The sequence below is a fragment of the Streptomyces sp. NBC_01235 genome, assembly GCF_035989285.1.
Lineage (GTDB): Bacteria > Actinomycetota > Actinomycetes > Streptomycetales > Streptomycetaceae > Streptomyces.
The window spans coordinates 2,740,706-2,759,072 of the sequence record NZ_CP108513.1 but is presented as its reverse complement, the minus strand read 5'-3'; the positions used below and the strand labels follow the sequence as shown (position 1 = coordinate 2,759,072).

General features: G+C 70.7%; 14 protein-coding genes and 1 pseudogene. 7 read left to right on the top strand and 8 right to left on the bottom strand.

What is annotated here, in order from left to right; all coding sequences use genetic code 11:
* Positions 1-11 precede the first annotated feature (11 nt).
* A complete protein-coding gene (locus OG289_RS11865) occupies positions 12-800 on the top strand; it encodes a ferritin-like domain-containing protein (protein WP_327313971.1) in 789 nt (262 codons plus the stop codon).
* Between the two features lie 31 nt (positions 801-831).
* Here the strand turns inward: OG289_RS11865 and OG289_RS11860 are convergent, their stop codons facing one another.
* On the bottom strand, positions 832-1,830 hold the full coding sequence (locus OG289_RS11860) for a magnesium and cobalt transport protein CorA (RefSeq protein WP_327313970.1): 999 nt from the start codon (positions 1,828-1,830) through the stop codon (positions 832-834).
* Positions 1,831-1,892: 62 nt separating this feature from the next.
* Here OG289_RS11860 and OG289_RS11855 point away from each other — a divergent pair, with 62 nt between their 5' ends.
* The 5 genes from OG289_RS11855 to OG289_RS11835 all read left to right on the top strand — a co-directional run bounded on the left by OG289_RS11855 (position 1,893) and on the right by OG289_RS11835 (position 6,543).
* Positions 1,893-2,579: a histidine phosphatase family protein gene (locus OG289_RS11855; protein WP_327313969.1), complete on the top strand. Its 687-nt coding sequence runs from the start codon at positions 1,893-1,895 to the stop codon at positions 2,577-2,579.
* A 111-nt stretch (positions 2,580-2,690) separates the two neighbouring features.
* The gene (locus OG289_RS11850) at positions 2,691-3,281 is read left to right on the top strand and encodes a DUF3090 domain-containing protein (RefSeq protein ID WP_327313968.1); all 591 of its coding nucleotides are present in this window, start codon (positions 2,691-2,693) and stop codon (positions 3,279-3,281) included.
* Entirely contained in the window at positions 3,245-4,078 is an 834-nt protein-coding gene (locus tag OG289_RS11845) for an SCO1664 family protein (protein WP_327313967.1), read from the top strand. Before OG289_RS11850 ends, OG289_RS11845 begins: the two co-directional genes overlap by 37 nt.
* Before the next feature lie 101 nt (positions 4,079-4,179).
* The gene (mshC, locus tag OG289_RS11840; RefSeq protein ID WP_327313966.1) at positions 4,180-5,409 is read left to right on the top strand and encodes a cysteine--1-D-myo-inosityl 2-amino-2-deoxy-alpha-D-glucopyranoside ligase; all 1,230 of its coding nucleotides are present in this window, start codon (positions 4,180-4,182) and stop codon (positions 5,407-5,409) included.
* Positions 5,410-5,559: 150 nt separating this feature from the next.
* A complete protein-coding gene (locus tag OG289_RS11835) occupies positions 5,560-6,543 on the top strand; it encodes a superoxide dismutase (RefSeq protein WP_327313965.1) in 984 nt (327 codons plus the stop codon).
* 52 nt (positions 6,544-6,595) lie between these two features.
* On the opposite strand, the gene OG289_RS11830 is transcribed toward OG289_RS11835, so the two are convergent.
* From OG289_RS11830 to OG289_RS11800, 7 genes and pseudogenes are all read right to left on the bottom strand, one after another.
* Positions 6,596-7,549 carry a PAC2 family protein gene (locus OG289_RS11830; protein ID WP_327313964.1) on the bottom strand — a complete coding sequence of 318 codons (954 nt, stop codon included), beginning with the start codon at positions 7,547-7,549 and terminating at the stop codon, positions 6,596-6,598.
* A 142-nt stretch (positions 7,550-7,691) separates the two neighbouring features.
* Positions 7,692-8,363, bottom strand: a complete 672-nt coding sequence (locus OG289_RS11825; RefSeq protein WP_327313963.1) for a FadR/GntR family transcriptional regulator — start codon at positions 8,361-8,363, stop codon at positions 7,692-7,694.
* Between the two features lie 106 nt (positions 8,364-8,469).
* Positions 8,470-8,970 (bottom strand): annotated as a pseudogene (locus tag OG289_RS11820) (amidohydrolase family protein); the annotation flags it as partial.
* Between the two features lie 267 nt (positions 8,971-9,237).
* Positions 9,238-10,854: a glycerol-3-phosphate dehydrogenase/oxidase gene (locus OG289_RS11815; protein WP_327313962.1), complete on the bottom strand. Its 1,617-nt coding sequence runs from the start codon at positions 10,852-10,854 to the stop codon at positions 9,238-9,240.
* A gap of 19 nt (positions 10,855-10,873) precedes the next feature.
* Complete coding sequence (gene glpK, locus OG289_RS11810; RefSeq protein WP_327313961.1) at positions 10,874-12,412, bottom strand: glycerol kinase GlpK; 1,539 nt, start codon at positions 12,410-12,412, stop codon at positions 10,874-10,876.
* A gap of 74 nt (positions 12,413-12,486) precedes the next feature.
* On the bottom strand, positions 12,487-13,281 hold the full coding sequence (locus tag OG289_RS11805) for an MIP/aquaporin family protein (protein WP_327313960.1): 795 nt from the start codon (positions 13,279-13,281) through the stop codon (positions 12,487-12,489).
* 365 nt (positions 13,282-13,646) lie between these two features.
* Entirely contained in the window at positions 13,647-14,411 is a 765-nt protein-coding gene (locus tag OG289_RS11800; RefSeq protein ID WP_327313959.1) for an IclR family transcriptional regulator, read from the bottom strand.
* 331 nt (positions 14,412-14,742) lie between these two features.
* On the opposite strand from OG289_RS11800, the gene metH reads away from it, so the two are divergent.
* Positions 14,743-18,261 carry a methionine synthase gene (gene metH / locus OG289_RS11795; RefSeq protein WP_327313958.1) on the top strand — a complete coding sequence of 1,173 codons (3,519 nt, stop codon included), beginning with the start codon at positions 14,743-14,745 and terminating at the stop codon, positions 18,259-18,261.
* Positions 18,262-18,367: the final 106 nt, after the last annotated feature.

Here is an 18,367-nt window from a genome sequence, read left to right as displayed (position 1 = left end):
GACTGATTTGCATGCTTTCGGCCAAGAGTCTGTTCCAGGAGATCATCGACAACGACGAGTCCTTCGCGCTCTTCTGCTCCATCGCCGCCGGGGGTGAGTCGCAGGGCGGCTGGGAGAACGCCCGGATCGCCGTGCTCGTCCCGCAGAGCGCACGCGACCTGGCCCCCAAGATCACCCGCCATGGCGCCGACGAGGACAAACACGGGCGGATCTTCAACGCGCTGATGAAGAAGCGCGGCCTCGACCCCGTGCCCGTCCCGCCCGACACCGATTACACGATGCTCCTGGAGCGGGGCGGCATCGGCCTCGCCCACGACCGGCTCGCGGCGGACCGGCCGCTGAGCGTCCAGGACATCATCACCTACCTCGCCCACAGCCGGGTCACCGAACAGCGGGCCTCCGAGCAGATGGAGCTGCTGCGCAGGCACTTCGCGGACCACCCCGACATCGGGCGAGCGGTGAAGATGATTTCGAACGACGAGGACAACCACCTCGCCTACTGCCACGAGGAACTGCTGCGCTTCGCCCGTGCGGGGCACGGCCGCGCCATCCAGCGGACGCTGCGCGCGTGCGCGCTCGCCGAGATCCGGATCCACCGGGACGTCAGCCTGGCCGTCATGGCCCACATGAGCCGCATCCTCGGCTGGCCCAGGGCCAAGTCGGCCGTCCTCGCGGCGGGCATCCACGGCGTGTACGCGTGGGAGCGGTTCGCGGGCTGGCGGCGGATGGTCTGCCTGGAGATGCCCGAGCGCCGCGACGCGCTCGGCACCCCGGCCACCACGGCTCCCGAGTTCGCCTGAACCGGCCGGGTGTCCACGGGAGGCCGCGCCGCTACATCCAGCCGCGCCGCTTGAACAGCCGGTACAGCAGCACCTCCAGGCCGACCATCAGCAGGATCACCACCGGATAGGACCACCCCCAGCGCAGCTCCGGCATGTGCTTGAAGTTCATGCCGTAGATCCCCGCGATCATCGTGGGGACCGCGGCCATGGCCGCCCACGCCGAGATCTTCCGCATGTCGTCGTTCTGCCGGACGCTCATCTGCGCCAGATGCGCCGAGAGGACGTCCGACACCAGCCGGTCCAGCCCCTCGACGGACTCGTTCACGCGCGTGAGGTGGTCGCTGACGTCGCGGAAGAACGGCTGTGCCTCCCCGTGGACGAACGGCACGCGCACGCCGAAGAGACCCCCGCCCGCGAGCCGGTCCAGCGGCTGCGCCAGCGGGCCCGTGGCCCTGCGGAACTCCAGGACCTGCCGCTTGAAGGAGTAGATGCGGGACGCCGTGTGCCGCGAGCCTCCGCCGGTCGGCGAGAACACCTCCGCCTCCAGCCCCTCCAGGTCGGTGCCCAACTCGCCCGCCACGTCGACATAGTGGTCGACCACGGCGTCGGCGATCGAGTACAGCACCGCCGTGGGGCCGTGCCGGAGCATCTCGGGCTCCTCCTCCAGACGGTGCCGCACGGCACCCAGGGGCGCCTCCTCACCGTGCCGCACTGTCACCACGAACGAGTCGCCGACGAAGACCATCACCTCGCCGGAGGAGACGATGTCGCTCTTCGGCTCGTACCCCACGGGCTTGAGGACCATGAACAGCGAGTCGTCGTACACCTCCAGCTTGGGGCGCTGATGCGCGTTCAGGGCGTCCTCGACGGCCAGGGGGTGCAGCCCGAACTCCGCCGCGACCTTGTCGAACTCCGGTTCCGTGGGCTCGTACAGCCCGATCCAGACGAAGGCGTCAGCCCCGCCCCGGCACTGCGCCAGGGCGTCGGAGAAGTCCGCGGGCCCCTCCGAGCGGCGCCCGTCGCGGTAGATGGCGCAGTCGACGATCACGGGGCGTATTCTCCCGCCGTCCGCCGGCCGGCGCACCCCCTGGTACGCCTACGCTGGGCCGCATGCCCACGTTGATCCTCGTCCGGCACGGCCGGTCCACCGCCAACACCTCCGGACTGCTCGCCGGCTGGACGCCGGGCGTCGCCCTCGACGAGCGCGGCGCCGCGCAGGCCGCCGCGCTGCCCGGGCGGCTCGACGCGCTGCCGATCGCCGAGGTCGTCGCCAGCCCCCTGCAACGCTGCCAGGAGACGATCCAACCCCTCCTCGACGCCCGCCCCGGCCTGCGCGCGCACACCGACGAGCGGATCGGGGAGTGCCACTACGGCGACTGGTCCGGCCGCAAGCTCGCCGAGCTGATGGACGAGCCCCTGATGGAGGTCGTGCAGGCGCACCCCTCCGCGGCCGCCTTCCCCGGGGGAGAGTCCCTGCGGGCCATGCAGACCCGCGCCGCCGAGGCTGTGCGCGAGTGGAACGCGCGCGTGGAGCGCGACCACGGCGCCGACGCCGTCTATGTGATGTGCTCGCACGGCGACATCATCAAGTCGCTCGTCGCGGACGCCCTCGGACTTCATCTCGACCTCTTCCAGCGAATCTCTGTCGAACCGTGTTCCATCACCGCGATCCGTTACACCCGGCTGCGTCCTTTTCTCGTGCGCCTCGGCGACACCGGGGACTTCGCCTCCCTCGCGCCGCGCGAGGAACCCCCTGCCGGGGACGCGACGGTCGGGGGCGGTGCGGGCGCACCGTGATCGTCGGCCGCAGTAGGGTGAAGCGGTCCATGTACGCGCGCGTACCCGCACGGACGTTCCCCCACCCCTTCCCCGATCCACGATGACCCACGATTCCCATGGAGACAGGACGTGTCCCGTCAGGTGTTCCTCTACGACCCCCCGGACCGCTTCGTGGCCGGTACGGTCGGACTGCCCGGGCGCCGTACCTTCTTCCTCCAGGCCACCGCCGGCACCCGGGTGACCAGCGTGGCCCTGGAGAAGACCCAGGTCGCCGCGCTCGCCGAGCGCATGGACGAGCTGCTGGACGAGGTCGTACGCCGTAGCGGCGGCAGCGCCCCGGTGCCCGCCGTGTCGCCCGCCGAGAACACCGACACGGCCCCCCTCGACACCCCGATCGAGGAGGAGTTCCGGGTCGGCACCATGGCCCTCGCTTGGGACGGCGAGGAGCAGCGCATGATCGTCGAGGCGCAGGCCCTCGTGGAGCTCGAGGCGGACTCCGAGGAGGATCTCGCCGAGGCCGAGGAAAAACTCCTCCAGGACGACGAGAACGGGCCCCCGATGCTGCGGGTCCGGCTCACCGGCGCGCAGGCGAGAGCCTTCGCCAAGCGAGCTCTCGACGTCGTCAACGCCGGCCGGCCGCCGTGCCCGCTGTGCAGCCTGCCGCTCGACCCGGAAGGACACGTATGTCCGCGCCAGAACGGATACCGCCGGGGGGCGTGACGACCACCGACCCGGCCTTCGCCGAACTCCTCGCCCACGGCGAGCTCGTCGTCCGCGGACGCATCCGCGACGCCTCGAACGCGGCCCTGTACTGCGCCGTCACGCACGAGGGCCGCGAGGCCGCCTGCGTCTACAAACCCGTCGCCGGGGAGAGACCCTTGTGGGACTTCCCCGACGGCACCCTCGCCCAGCGCGAGGTCGCCGCGTACGAGGTCTCCGAGGCGACCGGCTGGGGTCTCGTCCCGCCCACCGTGCTGCGCGAGGGGCCCTACGGCGAGGGCATGTGCCAGCTGTGGATCGAGACGGCCCCGGAGACCGAACTGCTCGCCCTCGTGGACGGGGAGGAGCCCGAGCCGGGCTGGAAGGCGATCGGCTTCGCCGAGGTCGGCGAGGGCCGCACCGCGCTGCTGGTGCACGCCGACGACGAACGGCTGCGCCGGCTCGCCGTCCTCGACGCGGTGATCAACAACGCCGACCGCAAGGGCGGCCACCTGCTGCCCACCGCCGAGGGCCGGCTCTACGGCATCGACCACGGCGTCACCTTCAACGCCGAGAACAAGCTGCGCACGCTCCTGTGGGGCTGGGCGGGGGAGCCCCTGACCGGCGAGGCCGTCGAGGTCCTCAAGAGCCTCACGGGCGCCCTGGAACCCGGCGGACGGCTGGCCGCAACCCTGACCGCGCTCATCACCCCCGCCGAACTCGGCGCCACGCGCGCGCGTGCCGAGGCGCTGCTGGAGTCCGGGAAGCACCCGGAGCCGAGCGGCGACTGGCCGGCGATCCCCTGGCCCCCGGTCTAGCCGCTCACGGTCACCTCGGACGGAGTCACGCAAGAGCGCCTTCCCGGCCATCCCGCTGCTCCGGTTCGTACACGTAACTTCCGTCCGGTTAGGCTCATGACATGCATGCCTGGCCCGCTTCCGAGGTCCCCGCCCTGCCTGGTCAGGGCCGCGACCTGAGGATCCACGACACCGCGACCGGCGGCTTGGTCTCCCTCGACCCCGGTCCCGTCGCCCGTATCTACGTCTGCGGCATCACGCCGTACGACGCGACCCACATGGGTCACGCGGCGACCTACAACGCGTTCGACCTGGTTCAGCGCGTGTGGCTCGACACCAAGCGGCAGGTTCACTACGTCCAGAACGTCACCGACGTCGACGACCCGCTGCTGGAGCGGGCCGTACGCGACGGCGTCGACTGGGTCGCCCTCGCCGAGAAGGAGACGGTCCTCTTCCGCGAGGACATGACGGCCCTGCGGATGCTCCCGCCGCGGCACTACATAGGCGCCGTGGAGGCGATACCCGGCATCGTGCCGCTCGTCGAGCGGCTGCGGGACGCCGGCGCCGCCTACGAACTCGAAGGCGACATCTACTTCTCCGTCGAGTCCGACCCGCACTTCGGCAAGGTCTCGAACCTCGACGCCGCGGCCATGCGGCTGCTGTCCGCCGAGCGCGGCGGCGACCCGGACCGCCCGGGCAAGAAGAACCCGCTCGACCCGATGCTGTGGATGGCCGCCCGCGAGGGCGAGCCCGACTGGGACGGCGGCTCGCTCGGCCGTGGCCGGCCCGGCTGGCACATCGAGTGCGTGGCCATCGCCCTCGACCACCTCGGGATGGGCTTCGACGTTCAGGGCGGCGGCTCCGACCTCGCCTTCCCGCACCACGAGATGGGCGCCTCCCACGCCCAGGTGCTGACCGGCGAGTTCCCCATGGCCAAGGCGTACGTCCACGCCGGCATGGTCGCCCTCGACGGCGAGAAGATGTCCAAGTCCAAGGGCAACCTCGTCTTCGTCTCGAAGCTGCGCCAGGACGGCGTCGACCCCGCCGCCATCCGGCTCACCCTCCTCGCCCACCACTACCGGGCCGACTGGGAGTGGACCGACCAGGTCCTGGCGGACGCCGAGGCCCGGCTCGCGCGCTGGCGTGCCGCCGTCTCCCGGCCCGACGGACCGCCCGCCGAGGCACTCGTCGACGAGATCCGCGAGGCCCTCGCCCACGACCTCGACGCCCCGGCCGCACTCGCCGCCGTCGACCGCTGGGCCGCGCTCCAGCAGGAGCGGGGCGGCACGGACATCGGCGCCCCCGGCGTCGTGTCCCGGGCCGTGGACGCGCTGCTGGGCGTGGCGCTGTAACGCAGGAGAGCCGAGGAGAGGGGCGCTTCCGCCATGGCGGAAGCGCCCCTCTCGCGCAATTCCCGGCCGGAGGCTGCCGACCTGTGATGGGCTGTGGGTGATCGTCGACCGTTCACCGGCCACCGCCGGTCCCACGCGGAAGGACGCACCGTGATACCCACAGACCGCTCCTCAGATCGATCCTTAGACCGTTCCTTCGCCCGACGCAGACTCCTCACCACGGCCGCCGCCCTGTCCGGCGCGGCCCTGCTCGGCACCACCGGCACCGCTCACGCGGCCGAGACGGGCGGGGCCGGGTGGCCGGCCGCGTTCCCACTGCCCGACGGCTTCCAGCCCGAGGGCATCACCATCGGGGCGAGCCCCTTCGCCCACTTCGGTTCCCTGGCCGACGGCGCCGTCTACCGCGCCGGCCTCGCCACCGGCCGGGGCTCCGTCGTCGTCCAGGGCCTCGGCGCCGGGCATCCCACCGTGGGCCTGAAGATCGACCGGCACGCCAGGCTCTTCCTCGCCGGTGGTGCCAGTGGCGAGATCCGTGTCGCCGACGCCCGCACCGGCGAGACCGGGAAGGTGTATGCCACCGGCGGCGCCTTCGTGAACGACGTGATCCTCACCCCAGGCGCCGCCTGGTTCACCGACTCCTTCAAGCCACTGCTGTACAAGCTGGTCCTCGGCCGACACGGCACACCCGAGGACGTGGAGACCGTCCCGCTGGGCGGCGACTGGGTCCAGGGCGACGACTTCACCGCCAACGGCATCGAGCGCACGCCCGACGGCAGCGCCCTGCTCCTGGTCAACGCCTTCGCCGGCGGCGGCGGCCTCATGCGGGTCGACCCGCGCACCGGGACCGCCCGCGCCGTGGACCTGGGCACGGCCCGGCTGCCCAACGGGGACGGTCTGCTGTTGCTCGGCAGGATCCTCTACGCCGTCCAGCAACAGCAGAACGCGATCGACGTCTTCCGGCTGAACGCGGCCGGCACCCGGGGCACCGCGATCGCCCGGATCACCGACCCGCGCTTCCGCATCCCGACGACGGTCGCGGCCTGGGGCGACCGTCTCTACCTGCCCAACGCGCGCTTCGACGTCGAGCCCACCCCCGACACCGAGTACGACGCGGTGGCCGTGGACCAGGTGTGACGCAGGGGCGGTGCGCTCCGGCGCACCGCCCCTGCCAGGCACTTCAGCCCGTTCAGTCCTCCGACGAATCCTCGTCGTCGGAGGAGTCCCCGATCTCCCCGATCTCCCCGATCGGCTTCGGTGGCTTCGGCGGCCGTGTGCGCTCGCCGGGGTCGGGCGGCCCGCCGCCGTCCCGGCGCCGCAGATACCGCTCGAACTCGCGGGCGATCGCCTCGCCCGACGCCTCCGGCAGCTCCGCGGTGTCCCGGGCCTCCTCCAGCGTCTGCACGTACTCGGCGACCTCGCTGTCCTCGGCGGCCAGCTGGTCCACGCCCACCTGCCAGGCGCGCGCGTCCTCGGGCAGCTCGCCCAGCGGGATGCGCACGTCGATCAGGTCCTCCAGACGGTTCAGGAGGGCCAGCGTCGCCTTCGGGTTCGGCGGCTGGGAGACGTAGTGCGGCACGGCCGCCCAGAGGCTGACCGCGGGCACCCCCGCGTGTGTGCACGCCTCCTGGAGGACGCCGACGATGCCCGTGGGGCCCTCGTACTTGGTCTCCTCCAGGTCCATCCGCTGCGCCAGGTCAGCGTCCGACGTCGTCCCGCTGATCGGCACCGGACGCGTGTGCGGGGTGTCACCGAGCAGGGCGCCCAGGATGACCACCAGCTCCACGCCCAACTCGTGCGCGAAGCCCAGCAGTTCGTTGCAGAACGAACGCCAGCGCATGGATGGTTCGATGCCGCGTACCAGCACCAGGTCGCGCGGTTTCTCGCCGCCGACCCGGACGACCGACAACCTCGTCGTCGGCCACGTGATCTTGCGCACGCCGGCGTCCATCCACACCGTGGGGCGGTTCACCTGGAAGTCGTAGTAGTCCTCGGCGTCCAGCGCCGCGAACACCTCGCCCTTCCACTCCCGCTCCAGGTGCCCGACCGCGGTGGAGGCGGCGTCGCCGGCATCGTTCCAGCCCTCGAACGCGGCCACCATGACCGGGTCGATCAGCTCGGGAACCCCCTCGAGCTCGATCACCCAGCGCCTCCTTCCGACGTGCCCTCGCTTGACCACCCAACCTTACGGCGTTCTGCGGGGGCGCCCGCAGCCCCCTTGTACGGGGGAGTGAACGGATCACTGCCCCGTTCACCATCCCCGGACACCCCACACCGGGTGCCTCTCAGAGCGAGGACCGCAGCCACTGCTCCACGCTCGCGATGTGCACCGTCGCCCACGACCGCGCCGCCTCGGCGTCCCGGTCGCGCAGGGCCGCCAGGATCGCCCGGTGCTCGCGCAGGGTGCCGGAGACGGCGTCCTCCTGCGTCAGACCGCGCCAGATCCGGGCCCGGGTGGTGGGTCCGGACAGGCCGTCGAGCAGCGAGCACAGCACCGAGTTGCCGGCGCTCTGCACGATGCCCCGGTGGAACTCCAGGTCGCAGGCGACCAGTTCCTCCACCGACGGCGCGTTGCCGAGCTTGTCCAACTGGGCGTCCAGCGCGTCCAGTTGCTGCTCGCTGATGCGCAGGGCGGCCATCGCGGTCGCGGCCGGCTCCAGGATGCGACGCACCGCCAGGAACTCCAGGACGGTGTCGTCGCGGTGGAAGTCGACGACGAAACTCAGCGCCTCCAGGAGCAGTTGTGGGTTGAGGCTGGTGACGTAGGTGCCGTCGCCCTGGCGCACGTCCAGGATCCGGATCAGCGACAGGGCGCGCACCGCCTCCCGCAGGGAGTTGCGGGACAGGCCCAGCTCTGCGGCCAGCTCACTCTCCTTGGGGAGCCGGTCCCCGGGGCGCAGCGCACCCGAGACGATCATGCCCTTGATCTTCTCGATCGCCTCGTCGGTGACTGCCATGACCGGCCTCCCTGTCGTTCATCGCCCAGACATCGGATCCAGACATAGGACCCAGGCATCGGATCCAGACATCGGATGTCTCAGCCGCCATTATGGGGGCAGATCGGAGCAGTGCCTCCAGATCCGCGATCACGGCCCGTTCGGCGAGCGTGGTGAGCGTCCGGCCGCGCATCAGCACCCGCCCGTCGACGACCGTGTCCCGCACGTCCGCCGAGTGCGCGGTGTACGCGAGCGTCGACCACGGGTCGTGGTGCGGCCGCAGACGCCGCGCGTCAGCTCGACCACGATCAGGTCGGCCCGCTCGCCCGCCTCCAGCGAGCCGAGCCGCTCCCCGAGGCCCAGCGGCGGGGCGCCCTCGAGCGTCGCCATCCGGACGGCCTGCTCGGCTCCGACCGCCGTCGGGTCGCCCCCCCGCCTCGGGCACCAGCGCCGTCTGTCGCATCGCCCCCAGCACGTCCGGCGAGCTGGAGCTGACGGCCCCGTCCGTGCCCAGCCGCACGGTCACACCGGCGCTCAGCAGCCGCGGCACGGGCGCGATCCCGCAGCCCGGCTTCAGGTCGGACACCGGACAGCGGGCGACTGCCGTGTCCGTGCGGGCCGGCGCCGCGCCCACGCGAGCCGGTCGTCACGACGAGGTGCCAGTTCATGGCGTCCCCGTCCGTCCCCAGCACGAGCGAACCGTGGTTGAGCACCTGGCGGAGCACGGTCCACTGCGAAGGCCTCCGGCAGGGCCGCCCATTCGGTGGGATCCGCCTGATCGATGGTCGTACGCCCATGGAGGCACCAGGCACTGACAACGAACCCACGAGGCGAGCCGGGCACGCGGAAGGGGCGGCTCCATGGGTGTGGAGCCGCCCCTTTCCCGTCGTACCGCCTACTTCTTGTCGAGCAGGTCCTGCACCTTGGCGCGGACGTCGTCCGTGGCCAGGCCCCGGATCGTCAGCGTCGTACGGCGGCGCAGTACGTCGTCCGTCGTCTCCGCCCACTCGTTGTCGCGGGCGTAGACGACCTGCGCCAGGATCTCGGGGGCGTCCGGGTGGACGCGCCGGCCCAGCTCCGGGTTGTCGTTGGCCAGCCGGGCGATGTCGAAGGCCAGCGAACCGTAGTGGGTGGCCAGGTGCCTGGCGGTGTCGGCCGCCATGCGCGGGCCGGGCGCCGGGTGGTCGACCAGCAGTCGGTGGGCGACCGCGCGCGGGTTGGCGACGCCGGGCAGCGGCAGCTTCTTCGGCAGCGAGGAGATCGGCTCGAAGTCCTCGCCCAGCGGGTGGCCCGGCAGCGCCTCCAGCTTCTTCATGACCGTACGCCCGATGTGCCGGAACGTCGTCCACTTGCCGCCCGCGACGGACAGCATGCCGCCACGGCCTTCCGTGACCACGGTCTCGCGCTTGGCCTTCGCCGTGCTGCCGGGGCCGCCCGGCAGCACGCGCAGACCCGCGAACGAGTACGTGATGAGGTCACGATCGAGCTGCTGGTCGCGGATGGAGAACGCGGCCTCGTCGAGTATCTGGGCCGTGTCCTTCTCGGTGACCGCGACGTTCGCCGGGTCGCCCTCGAACTCCTCGTCGGTGGTGCCGAGCAGCAGCATGTCCTCCCAGGGGAGGGCGAAGGTGATGCGGTACTTGTCGATGGGGGTGGCGAGCGCGGCCTTCCAGGGGGCGGTGCGCTTCAGGACCAGGTGTGCGCCCTTCGACAGGCGGATGGAGGGCGCCGCGTCCGGGTCCTCCATCTTGCGCAGGTGGTCGACCCACGGGCCGGTCGCGTTCAGGACGAGACGGGCGTTGACGCCGAACTCGTCGCCGGACCGGCGGTCGCGCAGGTCGGCGCCCGTCACCCGGCCCTTGGTGAACCGCAGGCCGGTGACCTCGGCGTGGTTGAGGACGACCGCGCCCGCCTCGACGGCCGCGCGGACCGTCATCAGCGCCATGCGGGCATCGTTCATCTGGTCGTCGCCGTACACGGCCACGGCCTTGAGGTTGTCGGTGCGCAGCTCGGGCACGTCCTGCGCGGCCTTGGCCGGGGACAGGAGGTGGCCGACGCCGTCACCGAAAGCCGACAGCGCGGAGTAGGCGAAGACGCCCGCCCCGAGCTTCGCCGCGCCGTGCGGCCCGCCCTTGTACACGGGGAGGTAGAACGTGAGCGGGTTCGCCAGGTGGGGGGCCACCTGGCGGGAGACCGCACGGCGCTCGAAGTGGTTCTCCGCCACCAGCTTCACCGCGCCGGTCTGCAGGTAGCGCAGACCGCCGTGGAGCAGCTTGGAGGAGGCGGAAGAGGTGGCGCCGGCGAAGTCGCCGGCGTCGACCAGGGCCACCCTGAGGCCGGACTGCGCGGCGTGCCAGGCGGTGGAGATGCCCAGGATGCCGCCGCCGATGACGAGGAGATCGTACGACGCCTTGGAGAGCTGCTCCCGGGTCTCGGCACGGCTCGGGTTCGAGCCGGACGCAGGGCGCGTCCCCAGGGCAGGCACGGACTGCAGGGTGGACTGACTGGTCATGTGGGGTTCTTACTCCTCGTCAGTTTTCGTCTTCGATCCAGCCCATGGTCCGCTCCACGGCCTTGAGCCAGCTCTTGTACTCACGGTCGCGGGCGTCCGCGTCCATGCGGGGGGTCCACTCGGCGGCCCGGCGCCAGTTGGCGCGCAGGTCGTCGGTGCTGGTCCAGAAGCCGACGGCGAGACCGGCGGCGTAGGCGGCGCCGAGGCAGGTGGTCTCGGCGACCATCGGGCGCACCACGGGGGCGTCCAGGAAGTCCGAGAGGGTCTGCATCAGCAGGTTGTTGGAGGTCATGCCGCCGTCGACCTTGAGGGCCGCGAGCTCGACGCCGGAGTCCTTCGTCATGGCGTCGGTGATCTCACGGGTCTGCCAGGCAGTGGCCTCCAGGACGGCGCGCGCCAGGTGCGCCTTGGTGACGTACCGGGTCAGGCCGGCGATCACACCCCGGGCGTCGGAGCGCCAGTACGGGGCGAACAGACCGGAGAAGGCCGGCACGAAGTAGGCGCCGCCGTTGTCCTCGACGGAGAGCGCGAGCGTCTCGATCTCGGCGGCGGTGGAGATCAGGCCCATCTGGTCGCGCATCCACTGCACCAGCGAACCGGTGACGGCGATCGAGCCCTCGAGGGCGTAGACCGGCTTGTCGTTCCCGATGCGGTAGCCGACGGTGGTCAGCAGGCCCGAGTACGAGTTGATGATCTTCTCGCCGGTGTTCAGCAGCATGAACGTGCCGGTGCCGTACGTCGACTTGGCCTCGCCCTCGGCGAAACAGGTCTGGCCGAACAGGGCCGCCTGCTGGTCGCCGAGCGCGGAGGCGACCGGGATGCCGCCGAGCAGGTCGCCCAGCTTGCCGCCGGTGACCTCGCCGTACACCTCGGCGGAGGAGCGGATCTCGGGCAGCATCGCCAGCGGGACGCCGATGGACTCGGCGATCTTCTCGTCCCACTCCAGCGTGTGCAGGTTCATCAGCATGGTGCGGGAGGCGTTGGTGACGTCGGTGACGTGGTGGCCGCCGTTCACACCGCCCGTCAGGTTCCAGATGACCCAGCTGTCCATCGTGCCGAAGAGGATGTCGCCCGCCTCGGCGCGCTCACGCAGGCCCTCGACGTTGTCGAGCAGCCAACGCGCCTTCGGGCCGGCGAAGTAGGAGGCGAGAGGGAGGCCCGTCTCGCGGCGGAAGCGGTCCTGGCCGACGTTGCGGCCGAGCTCCTTGCAGAGCGCGTCGGTGCGGGTGTCCTGCCAGACGATGGCGTTGTGGACGGGCTCACCGGTGTTCTTGTCCCACAGCAGCGTGGTCTCACGCTGGTTGGTGATGCCGATGGCCTTGATGTCGTCCCGCGTGATGCCGGCCTTCTCGATGGCTCCGGCGACGACTTCCTGGACGTTGGTCCAGATCTCGTTGGCGTTGTGCTCGACCCAGCCCGGCTTCGGGAAGATCTGCTCGTGCTCCTTCTGGTCGACGGAGACGATCCGGCCGTCCCGGTCGAAGACGATGCAGCGGGAAGAGGTGGTGCCCTGGTCGATGGCTGCGATGAACGGGCCGGCGGTGTGCGCGTCGGTCACTGTGTGCTCCTGGGGTTTCCGTGGTTGGGGGCTGTCTGTACGGCGCTGCTGACTACACGGTGTGGCTGGTGCTCTTAAGCAAAAGCGACGTTGTAGATGCCTGCAGCGATCGCGCCGCCGATCAGCGGACCGACCACCGGGATCCAGGCGTAGCTCCAGTCGGAGCCGCCCTTGTTGGGCAGGGGCAGGAGGGCGTGCACGATGCGCGGGCCGAGGTCGCGGGCCGGGTTGATCGCGTAGCCGGTCGGGCCACCGAGGGAGAGACCGATCGAGACGACCACGAGCGCGGTGATCAGCGCACCCAGGTTGCCGAGGCCGTTGCCCTTGTCGTTGAGGCCCTGCGTGAGGACGGCCAGCACCAGCACGATGGTGCCGATGATCTCCGTGGCCAGGTTCTGCCAGGCGACGCGGATCTCCGGGCCGGTGGAGAAGATGCCCAGGACCGGACCGGCGCCCTGTTCCTGCGCCTCGACGGCCTTGACGTTCGTGGACTGCGCGCCCGGACCGCCGACGATCTCCTTGTCGGTGAGGTGCGCGTGGAACTGGCCGTAGTAGGCGACCCAGACCAGGGTGGCGCCGATGGCGGCACCGAGCAGCTGCCCGGCCCAGTAGACCGGAACGTTGCTCCAGTCGTCGTCCTTGATCGCGAGTGCGAGGGTGACCGCCGGGTTGAGGTGGGCGCCGGAGAGGGGCGCCGAGGTGTAGACGGCCGTCAGAACGGCGAAACCCCACCCGAAGGTGATGGCGAGCCAGCCGGCGTTGCGGGCCTTGGAGGCCTTCAGCGTGACGGCGGCGCAGACGCCACCGCCGAGCAGGATGAGTATGGCGGTACCGATGGTCTCGCCGATGAAGATGTCGGAGCTGGACACCCGCGACTCCTTTGTCCTTCGTCCAGGGAAGCCGAACCCCGGGTCCCGCCGGGGGTTCGAGCGCCCTCGGGGGTGAGAGCGATGCCGGCCTCTGGCGTTGTCACACTCTAGCGTGATTGCCGTCAGGTGTTCGACAATGCCGACCGATGGACGGGAGTCTTGCCCCGGTGTTACGTGTGCGTCAAGAGTGCTGTTATCGAAAACACGATCGTTATTGATCGATGCGAGTTATCGATCTTCGCGTCGGTGCGCATACTCTCGCCCTGTTTGTCCGTGTAGCGGGCCGTTTCGGCGTATGGCACAGGCCAGGAGCGGCGTCCTGCCGTCCCGGCCCTCTTGTGTACTTCTCGGACGTGGTGGGCCGCTCAGAAGCGCCCGGCGCCCAGGTCCCGCGACACCGCGCGGGCGCAGTCCCGCACCGCCGCGATCAGCTCGGGGCGCAGCTCGCCGTCGCGGCCCAGCCGTTCCACGGCCCCCGTGATGCCGACCGCGCCGACGGGCATGCGCCGCCGGTCGTGGATGGGTGCCGCGATGGAGGCCACGCCCTCCCAGGTCTCCTCCACGTCGGCCGCGTACCCACGCGCGCGCGTGAGGTCGAGGATGTGCTCGAAGGCCTCCCACTCGCACACCGTGCGGTCCGTGAAGGGCTTGCGCTCGGCCTCCAGGGCCTCGCTGTGCGCGACCGGGTCGTAGGCCGACAGCACCTTGCCCAGGGCGGTGGAGTGCAACGGCTGCATGGCCCCGATCTCCAGCACCTGGCGGCTGTCGTCGGGCCGGAAGACGTGGTGCACGATCAGCACGCCCTGCTGGTGCAGCACACCCAGGTGGACGCTCTCGCCGCTGGAGCGGGCCAGGTCGTCCGTCCATACCAGGGCACGCGCGCGTAGCTCGTGCACGTCCAGGTAGGTGGTGCCCAGGCGCAGCAGCTCGGCGCCCAGCTGGTAGCGCCCGGAGGCGTCGTCCTGCTCGACGAAGCCCTCCTGCTGGAGGGTGCGCAGGATGCCGTGTGCGGTGGCCTTGGCCAGGCCCGTGGACGAGGCGATGTCCGACAGGCCCAGGCGCCGCTCGCCGCCGGCGAGCAGCCGCAGCATCGCGGCCGCACGTTCGACCGACTGGATGTTCCGTGCCATCGCCGTCCTGCCTCCGTCCCCTTCGACCGACCTCGCGCGGTAGCTGCTACCGCCGTTCGGCAATGTCGAACACTACCGGTCCATGCCGACCTCTCGCTAATGGTCGGTCGATACGTGTTGCGTCACTCGTCTCCCCGGAGTGGCGCGCCCGTCGCACGACTGTGGTGGGATTCCGGTTCGCCCGCCACGCTCGTCCGCCCCGTGGACGCCCCTGACCATAAGGCCTCCGTCCCGGCTACCCTGACGGCGTGCGCTCTCCTCGGGAAGCCGTTCGGCACGCATCCTGAGGTGACGCAAAGCCGACAGCCGTCGCATCTGAGGGAGCCCTTTCATGGCCTCTGTGCCGCCGACCCCTTCCGCCGACAGCCGGACCCGTGTGTCCGCGCTCCGAGAGGCCCTGGCCAGCCGTGTGGTGGTGGCCGACGGAGCCATGGGCACCATGCTCCAGGCCCAGGAGCCCACCCTCGAGGACTTCGAGAACCTCGAGGGCTGCAACGAGATCCTCAACATCACCCGGCCGGACATCGTCCGCTCCGTGCACGAGGAGTACTTCGCCGCGGGCGTGGACTGCGTCGAGACCAACACGTTCGGCGCAAACCACTCCGCCATGGTCGAGTACGACATCCCCGAACGGGTGTGCGAGCTGTCCGAGGCGGGCGCCCGCATCGCCCGTGAGACCGCCGACGCCTTCGCCGCCCGCGACGGACGCACCCGCTGGGTGCTGGGCTCGATCGGCCCCGGCACCAAGCTGCCCACCCTCGGCCACATCGGCTTCACCACGCTGCGCGACGCCTATCAGCAGAACGCCGAGGGCCTCATCACCGGCGGTGCCGACGCGCTCATCGTCGAGACCACCCAGGATCTGCTCCAGACCAAGGCCGCCGTACTGGGCGCCCACCGCGCCCGGGAGCTGGCCGGCCTGGACGTGCCGCTGATCGTCTCCGTGACCGTCGAGACGACCGGCACGATGTTGCTCGGCTCGGAGATCGGCGCGGCCCTGACGGCGCTGGAGCCGCTCGGGATCGACATGATCGGCATGAACTGCGCCACCGGCCCGGCCGAGATGAGCGAGCACCTTCGCTACCTGGCCCGCAACGCGCGTATCCCGCTGGCCTGTATGCCGAACGCGGGCCTGCCCGTGCTGGGCAAGGACGGAGCGTCCTACCCGCTGAGCGCTCCGGAGCTCGCCGACGCGCAGGAGAACTTCGTCCGCGACTACGGCCTGTCCCTGGTCGGCGGCTGCTGCGGCACCACCCCCGAGCACCTGCGCCAGGTCGTCGAACGCGTCCGCGACCTGACCCCCGTCGAGCGCACCCCGCGCCCCGAGGCCGGCGCCGCCTCCCTCTACCAGTCGGTCCCCTTCCGCCAGGACACCTCCTACCTCGCCATCGGCGAGCGCACCAACGCCAACGGTTCCAAGAAGTTCCGCGAGGCCATGCTGGCCGGCCGCTGGGACGACTGCGTCGAGATGGCCCGCGAGCAGATCCGCGAGGGCGCGCACCTGCTGGACCTGTGCGTGGACTACGTAGGCCGCGACGGCGTCGCTGACATGGAGCAACTCGCCGGCCGCTTCGCCACCGCCTCCACCCTGCCGATCGTCCTGGACTCCACCGAGGTCGACGTCATCCGGGCCGGCCTGGAGAAGCTCGGTGGCCGCGCGGTCATCAACTCCGTGAACTACGAGGACGGCGACGGCCCCGAGTCCCGCTTCGCCAAGGTCACCAAGCTGGCCCAGGAGCACGGCGCCGCGCTGATCGCCCTCACCATCGACGAGGAGGGCCAGGCCCGTACCCCCGAGAAGAAGGTCGAGATCGCCGAACGGCTCATCGACGACCTCACCGGGAACTGGGGCATCCGCGAGGAGGACATCCTCATCGACACCCTGACCTTCACCATCTGTACCGGTCAGGAGGAGTCCCGGGGCGACGGCGTCGCCACCATCGAGGCGATCCGCCAGCTCAAGCGCCGCCACCCCGACGTCCAGACCACGCTGGGGCTGTCGAACATCTCCTTCGGCCTCAACCCGGCCGCCCGCATCCTGCTCAACTCCGTCTTCCTCGACGAGTGCGTCAAGGCGGGCCTGGACTCCGCGATCGTCCACGCGTCGAAGATCCTGCCGATCGCCCGCTTCAGCGAGGAAGAGGTCCAGACGGCCCTCGACCTCATCCACGACCGCCGCGCCGAGGGCTACGACCCGCTCCAGAAGCTCATGCAGCTCTTCGAGGGCGCCACGGCGAAGTCCCTCAAGGCGGGCAGGGCGGAGGAACTCGCCGCGCTGCCGCTGGAGGAGCGCCTCAAGCGCCGCATCATCGACGGCGAGCGCAACGGCCTGGAGGCCGACCTCGACGAGGCACTGCAGAGCCGCCCGGCCCTCGACATCGTCAACGAGACCCTGCTGGACGGCATGAAGGTCGTCGGCGAGCTGTTCGGCTCCGGCCAGATGCAGCTGCCGTTCGTCCTGCAGTCCGCCGAGGTCATGAAGACCGCCGTGGCCTACCTCGAACCGCACATGGAGAAGACCGACGACGACGGCAAGGGCACCATCGTGCTGGCCACCGTCCGCGGCGACGTCCACGACATCGGCAAGAACCTCGTCGACATCATCCTGTCCAACAACGGCTACAACGTCGTCAACCTCGGCATCAAGCAGCCCGTCTCCGCGATCCTGGACGCCGCCGCCGAGCACCGCGCCGACGTCATCGGCATGTCCGGCCTCCTGGTCAAGTCCACGGTGATCATGAAGGAGAACCTGGAGGAGCTCAACCAGCGTGGCCTCGCGGCGAACTACCCCGTCATCCTCGGTGGCGCCGCCCTGACCAGGGCCTACGTCGAACAGGACCTGCACGAGATCTACGAGGGCGAGGTGCGCTACGCCCGCGACGCCTTCGAAGGACTGCGCCTCATGGACGCCCTCATCGGCGTCAAGCGCGGCGTGCCCGGCGCGAAGCTGCCCGAACTGAGGCAGCGCCGGGTCCGCGCGAGCACGGCCGCCGTAGAGGTCGAGGAACGCCCGGAGGAGGGCCACGTCCGCTCCGACGTCGCCACCGACAACCCGGTCCCCAAGGCGCCGTTCGACGGCACCCGCGTCATCAAGGGCATCCAGCTCAAGGAGTACGCCTCCTGGCTCGACGAGGGCGCCCTCTTCAAGGGCCAGTGGGGCCTGAAGCAGGCCCGCGCCGGCGACGGACCGACCTACGAGGAACTCGTCGAGACCGAGGGCCGGCCCCGGCTGCGCGGCCTGCTGGACAAGCTCCAGACCGACAACCTCCTCGAAGCCGCCGTCGTCTACGGCTACTTCCCCTGCGTGTCCAAGGACGACGATCTGATCATCCTGGACGAACAGGGCAACGAACGCACCCGTTTCACCTTCCCCCGCCAGCGCCGCGGCCGCCGCCTGTGCCTGGCCGACTTCTTCCGCCCGGAGGAGTCGGGGGAGACGGACGTCGTGGGCCTCCAGGTCGTCACCGTCGGCTCCCGCATCGGCGAGGAGACCGCCAAGCTCTTCGAGTCGAACTCCTACCGCGACTACCTCGAACTGCACGGCCTGTCCGTGCAGTTGGCGGAGGCCCTCGCCGAGTACTGGCACGCGCGCGTGCGTTCCGAACTCGGCTTCTCCGGCGAGGACCCGGCCGACATCGAGGACATGTTCGCCCTGAAGTACCGCGGCGCCCGCTTCTCCCTCGGCTACGGCGCCTGCCCCGACCTGGAGGACCGCGCCAAGATCGCCGAACTGCTGCGGCCCGAGCGGATCGGCGTCCACCTGTCCGAGGAGTTCCAGCTCCACCCCGAGCAGTCCACGGACGCCATCGTGATCCACCACCCCGAGGCGAAGTACTTCAACGCGCGGTGACCCCCCGCACCGTGACGTACGCGCGGTGCCAGGCGTGCCACTGAGCACACTGATCGGATAAGTCGTACACTGGTCGGTCCACTGCAGGCCGGTTCCCCAGCGGGAA

Bases quoted from the DNA above. Each gene is read 5' to 3' on its own strand.
- OG289_RS11865 (WP_327313971.1), top strand. From the start codon at position 12: ATGCTTTCGGCCAAGAGTCTGTTCCAGGAGATCATCGACAACGACGAG.
- OG289_RS11855 (WP_327313969.1), top strand. From the start codon at position 1,893: ATGCCCACGTTGATCCTCGTCCGGCACGGCCGGTCCACCGCCAACACC.
- OG289_RS11845 (WP_327313967.1), top strand. From the start codon at position 3,245: ATGTCCGCGCCAGAACGGATACCGCCGGGGGGCGTGACGACCACCGAC.
- mshC (WP_327313966.1), top strand. From the start codon at position 4,180: ATGCATGCCTGGCCCGCTTCCGAGGTCCCCGCCCTGCCTGGTCAGGGC.
- OG289_RS11825 (WP_327313963.1), bottom strand. From the start codon at position 8,363: ATGGCAGTCACCGACGAGGCGATCGAGAAGATCAAGGGCATGATCGTC.
- OG289_RS11815 (WP_327313962.1), bottom strand. From the start codon at position 10,854: ATGACCAGTCAGTCCACCCTGCAGTCCGTGCCTGCCCTGGGGACGCGC.
- OG289_RS11800 (WP_327313959.1), bottom strand. From the start codon at position 14,411: ATGGCACGGAACATCCAGTCGGTCGAACGTGCGGCCGCGATGCTGCGG.
- metH (WP_327313958.1), top strand. From the start codon at position 14,743: ATGGCCTCTGTGCCGCCGACCCCTTCCGCCGACAGCCGGACCCGTGTG.